Source organism: Mycobacterium sp. (genome assembly GCF_036273375.1).
Classification (GTDB): domain Bacteria; phylum Actinomycetota; class Actinomycetes; order Mycobacteriales; family Mycobacteriaceae; genus Mycobacterium.
Genome location: NZ_DASUHS010000143.1, coordinates 1 through 4,279, shown reverse-complemented (window position 1 = coordinate 4,279; position 4,279 = coordinate 1). Strand labels below are relative to the sequence as shown.

General features: G+C 67.3%; 6 protein-coding genes. All 6 read right to left on the bottom strand.

Going from position 1 to position 4,279, the window contains the following annotated elements:
• The coding region (locus VFW69_RS13665) for a recombinase zinc beta ribbon domain-containing protein (protein WP_526502057.1) at positions 1-297 on the bottom strand (297 nt) is incomplete at its 3' end.
• The gene (locus VFW69_RS13660) at positions 266-676 is read right to left on the bottom strand and encodes a recombinase family protein (RefSeq protein ID WP_526502056.1); all 411 of its coding nucleotides are present in this window, start codon (positions 674-676) and stop codon (positions 266-268) included. The genes VFW69_RS13665 and VFW69_RS13660, both read right to left, overlap by 32 nt.
• Positions 677-767: 91 nt before the next feature.
• Complete coding sequence (locus tag VFW69_RS13655; protein ID WP_526502055.1) at positions 768-1,757, bottom strand: tyrosine-type recombinase/integrase; 990 nt, start codon at positions 1,755-1,757, stop codon at positions 768-770.
• Positions 1,758-1,774: 17 nt separating this feature from the next.
• The gene (locus tag VFW69_RS13650) at positions 1,775-2,695 is read right to left on the bottom strand and encodes a tyrosine-type recombinase/integrase (protein WP_526502054.1); all 921 of its coding nucleotides are present in this window, start codon (positions 2,693-2,695) and stop codon (positions 1,775-1,777) included.
• Positions 2,692-3,909 carry a tyrosine-type recombinase/integrase gene (locus tag VFW69_RS13645; protein ID WP_526502053.1) on the bottom strand — a complete coding sequence of 406 codons (1,218 nt, stop codon included), beginning with the start codon at positions 3,907-3,909 and terminating at the stop codon, positions 2,692-2,694. Before VFW69_RS13645 ends, VFW69_RS13650 begins: the two co-directional genes overlap by 4 nt.
• 63 nt (positions 3,910-3,972) lie before the next feature.
• Positions 3,973-4,279, bottom strand: a 307-nt coding sequence (locus VFW69_RS13640; protein WP_526502052.1) for a recombinase family protein, incomplete at its 5' end; no start/stop codon positions are given.

Genomic DNA, 4,279 nt, shown 5'->3' with positions numbered 1-4,279 from the left:
GTGCTCACCGGCGTAGAGCTGTTTGGCGCGGGCACACACATATCGTGGGCAGTTGCCCTTGGTCCCCGAATAGCTGGTCTGCATGATCCGCCCGCACCGACCGCAGCGCAGCAGGCCCTGCAGCAGCGCCCGGCCCTCTCGCACCGCGCCGCCGGCCAGCTCACGGGGACGGCGCCAATTACCGCGCAGCCGGGCGGTATTGACCTCGAAGGTCTCCCAGGCGATGAACCCCCGATGATGATCCGGAATCAGGACCTCCCACTGCTCACGGGGTACCAGCCGATCCCGAGCATGCACGATCCCGCTCTCGGAGTCGACCCGCTTCTCGGTGCGCGTGCGACCGAACACGGAACGCCCCGGCATAGGCCGGGTTGGTCAGGAAGTCGTGCACCGCGGGGTAGGTGGCTTGGGCCCAGATGATCCGCTTGGAACCGTTGCGCCGACGCGGGAGCAGCACACCGTCTTCACGCAACCGGATCAACACCTGCCGAGCGGAGCCCAGTTCGTCGAAACGGCGGAACACCGTGGTGATCGCCTCGCGCACCGCCTCGTTGGCGCACAGCACCACCCTGTCGTCCTCGTCGTAATCCAGCCCGACCGGAAGGCCCTGGCGCAGTTCACCTTTGGCCGCCTTGTGGTTGAGCCCCGCGGTCAGCCGGGACCGGATCAGATGCAACTCGGCCTCTTATGCGGACCCCGCCGTTATGCCGACCGGTTCGGGTGGGCTCGTGGTGGCGAGCGTTGTCGGCGTTGGGTGTTCGGCATAATCACAGTCCGTCGAGGAAGGCCAGGACGGCGTCCGGGGGTTGGTAGCGGCCGGGTGGGGCGTCTTGTGGCGCGGTGCGGGCCAGTGCCCGTTCCTTGAGCGCCAGGTCGGCGTGGATGTAAATCTGGCAGGTTGCGATGTTCTCGTGGCCCATCCATAGCGCGATCACGGAGACGTCGATACCGGCGCTGAGCAACCTCATGGCCGCGGAGTGACGCAAGACGTGGGGCGAAACTTTCTTCTCCCGCAGGGTCGGACACGACGCTGCGGCGATGGCCGCGTATCGGGCGACACGTCGTTGCAGAGCATCCCGGCTCAGCGGGGTGCCGCGCCGGGTGACGAACAGCGGATCGTTGGGCAGGCCGGCGCGTTCGGCGAGCCAGGCGTGCAGGACCGTGCCGGTGGCGGCGGTCAGTGGGGTGATCCGCCGCTTCCGGCCTTTACCGAGGCAGCTGACGTGCCGCCCGCTGCCCAGGTGCACGTCGCCCACGGTCAAGCCGGTGAGTTCGGTGGCGCGTAGCCCTGTCTGGCAGCCCAGCAGCAGCAGGGCGTGGTCGCGTCGCCCGGTCCAGGTGCTGCGGTCGGGCGCCGCCAACAGCGCGGTGATCTCTTCCTCGGTGAGGTAGGTGATCACGGCCCGGTCGAAGCGTTTGGGTGGGATCGCCAGCACCCGCTGAATGACCGCGGCATCCTGCGGGTGGTGCAACGCGCAGTAGCGGAACAGCGAGTGAATGGCCGCCAGCCGGGCGTTGCGGGTCCGGACGCTGTTGCCGCGGCCGGTTTCCAGATGGTTGAGGAACGCGCCGATCAGTGGTGCATCCAGATCGGTGATGTCCATAGCGGAGGGAGACTTGCCGGTCCGTTGTTCGGCGAAGACCAGCAGCAGCTTGACCGTGTCCCGGTAGGCGGCGATGGTGTGGGGGCTGGCTTGTCGCTGCCGGGCCAGCCGGTCGGTGAAGAACGCCTGCAGGGTGGGGGCCAGCGTGCTCATGACCGCCCTCCTGCCAGTTACGCTTCCAGGCGTTGCCCGGCCAACGCCATCAGCTCCGGCGCGGCCGACAGGTACCAGAAGGTGTGTTGCGGGTCGGTGTGACCCAGATAGGTCGACAGTCGCGGCATCAACGCCGCGATGTCGGCGCCGTCGCGGTACCAGCCCAGCACGGTCGCCACCGCGAAGCCATGCCTTAGATCATGAATTCTGGGCCGGCACACCGCCGATCGTCGGGTGAGCCCGACCCGCTCGACCAGGCCAGCGAAGGTCAGGCTGATGTTGCTGTGCAGCAGCCGGGTCCCCGCGGTGGAAACAAACAGCGCCGGGCTGGCCGGTCGCGGCAGCAGTCGTTGCCGCAGGTCCACATAGCGCGACAAAGCCAGCGTCGCGCTCGGGTGCAGCGGCACCAGGCGCTGCTTGTTGAACTTGGTGTGATGCAACACCAGCACCTCGTGCTCGACATCGAAGTCGTCGTCATCAAGTGCGATCGCCTCGCCGATCCGGATCCCGCTGATCGCCAGCAGGCTGATCAAGCTCTGGTAGGTGGCTGCCCGCAGCCTGGGCCGCAGCGCGCCCGCCGCCTGGATGAGCGATCGGATCTCGGACTCGGAGTACAGGTATGGCGTGGCTCGACACGCCCCGGGGCGGATCAGACCGGCCGGCACGACCTCGGCCGAGGAGTCGATGCTGTGCAGGTAGACGGTAAAGCCGCGCACCACGCTGAGGCGGATCGCCAACCAGTGTCGGGATGCATCGGCCGGCAGCGTCGCCCACCGCACCGCGTGCTCGGTGGTCACGGTGTCAATGCCGTGCCGTTCGAGATAGCCGACGAACTGCTCCAGCAGCCTGCCGGCGTTGGCGAGTTGAAATCCCAACGCCCGCCGCAGATTCAGGTAGTCGGCCAGCGAATCGCGCAGTGATGGCCGTGGCGTGCTCATGATGGCTCACCCGGCCAGGGGCGGGCCAGCCCGCGCAAACCGTCGAGGTCGACCTTCGCGTAAAGAGCGGTGGTGAGCGGGCGGACGTGTCGCAGTGTTTGACCGATCTCGGTCAACGACGCGCCGGAACGCAGCATGGCGGTGGCCGCGGAGTGACGCAGCCGATGCGCGCCGATCATGCCCAACCCGGCCCGTCTGCCCGCGCAGAGCACCACCGTGGTCACGGCGTTGGAGGTCAACCCCCGGTAGGGGGCCTGCGCGCGGACGAACACCGCCCGGTCCTGCGCAGCCCCGGGGCGCCCGTCTCGCAGGTAGGCGACGATCCGTTCCCCGACATCGGCCGGCAGCGGCAGCCGATCATGCCGGTTCCCTTTGCCCCGCACCGTGATCTCACCACGCCGCCAGTCGATGTCGTCCAACATCAATGCGGCCACCTCACCGGCGCGCAGCCCCAACCGCACCAGCACGGTGAGGATCGCCAAGTCCCGGCGACCGGTCGGGGTCCGCTCATCGCAGCAGGCCAGCAGCGCGGCCACCTGTTGACCGTCCAACGCTTTAGGAAGACCACTTTGGGTCCATCCGGGCACCGCGGGCACCGCCGAGGCCAGTGACCCGTCGATGATGCCCACCACGTGCAAAAAGCCCAGCAGCGACCGCAGCCCGGTCAGCATCCGTTGCACCGACTTGGGTCGCTGCCGGCTCTGCGCGACCACGAACGCGGTCACCTCGCCCGCGGTCAGCTGTTCCAGATCCAGACGTCCATTCCGCACCCTGAGTCGGTCCACCAGGAACGGGCGCACCATCCGCACATTCAACTCAACCGTCGCCGCGGCCAGTCCCCGCTCGGTGATCAGATAGTCCCGATACGAGGCGAGCAGCCGTCCCTCCGGGCTCGCCGGGACCTCCGGTGCGGGAACCGAAACCACCCCCAACCGTTGCAAGTAGCCCAACAGCGGCTGCAGCGCCCGGCCGGTGACGTGCCCGACATAGCCCGCCGCGCGGCGTTCGGCGAAGTAGGCGTCCACCACCGCCGGGGTCAACCCCGACCCATCCACACCTTCACGCGCCAGCCAGCGACTCAGATGCGCCAGCAACCGCACATGCGTCGCCGCCGTCAGCGGCGTGTAGCCCAGCCGCTCCAACTCAACCCGGAAACCCTCGGCACACGGTGCCAGCGGACCACGCACCCGAGCCCAACACGGAACTGTCGTCATAACCTTCTCCTCTCCAAAACGGAATAGATGGATGGAGAGGAGACGCTGATCAAGCGTCCACGATTATGCCGACATCATCGCACCAAATACCAACGCCGCGGGCACCTTCCGTCGCATGATCGACATAACGGCGGGGTCCGCATAAGATGCGTTATGGCGAATTCGCCATAAGGCCTCCGACATGGTGCCTTTCATGCCGAGCAGCAGGCGGTTGTTGAACAATCCCGGATGGTAGACGCCGTCGGCGTCGGCGATCAGGGTGTCGGTCATCCCGGCCAAATCCAGCAGCCGATACCAGTCGGCGTTGTTGCGGGCCAATCGGGAACACTCCAGCGCGACCACTCTCACCTGCTCGATCAACTCGGCACGT

Coding starts and splice junctions, on each gene's coding strand:
- VFW69_RS13655 (WP_526502055.1), bottom strand. CDS start 1,757: ATGAGCACGCTGGCCCCCACCCTGCAGGCGTTCTTCACCGACCGGCTG.
- VFW69_RS13650 (WP_526502054.1), bottom strand. CDS start 2,695: ATGAGCACGCCACGGCCATCACTGCGCGATTCGCTGGCCGACTACCTG.
- VFW69_RS13645 (WP_526502053.1), bottom strand. CDS start 3,909: ATGACGACAGTTCCGTGTTGGGCTCGGGTGCGTGGTCCGCTGGCACCG.